This is a genomic window from Kitasatospora sp. SC0581, assembly GCF_048159585.1.
Classification (GTDB): domain Bacteria; phylum Actinomycetota; class Actinomycetes; order Streptomycetales; family Streptomycetaceae; genus Kitasatospora.
In genome coordinates this window covers 1-335 of record NZ_JBLRWA010000283.1, presented here as the reverse complement: position 1 = coordinate 335, position 335 = coordinate 1, and the positions used below count along the sequence as shown (strand labels likewise).

The following is a 335-nucleotide window of genomic DNA, read 5'->3' as shown; positions in this document are numbered from 1 at the left end:
GACAAACGCTTGTTGTTCATGTAGTGACGAACCATTATCATTTAAACGCTCAGCTGGTCCGCCCCCAACCAAACTCCTTTTCCATGCTTCCATCACTTTCTTCATTAACCTGTCCACGTCGCGGCGGCTTTCTTCAACGATTTGCAGAGCTTTGCGGTCAAAGGCGTGGAGTTTTTCGTTCACTCCATTCGCAAATTTTTGTGATGCTTCAGCGCTTTCTATAAAATGGCCCAAGTCCGGTGCCGGAATGGATACGATATCCGAAATGCTGTGCAAAACTTGCGCGCCTTCATGATGGATGTCCATCATTTGGTTTTTCAATGCGCACGTTTTTT

General features: G+C 46.3%; 1 protein-coding gene. It reads right to left on the bottom strand.

The window, feature by feature from the left end; translation table 11 throughout:
- Positions 1 to 309, bottom strand: a 309-nt coding sequence (locus tag ACLWS4_RS38115; RefSeq protein WP_416876586.1) for a T7SS effector LXG polymorphic toxin, incomplete at its 3' end; no start/stop codon positions are given.
- Positions 310 to 335 lie beyond the last annotated feature (26 nt).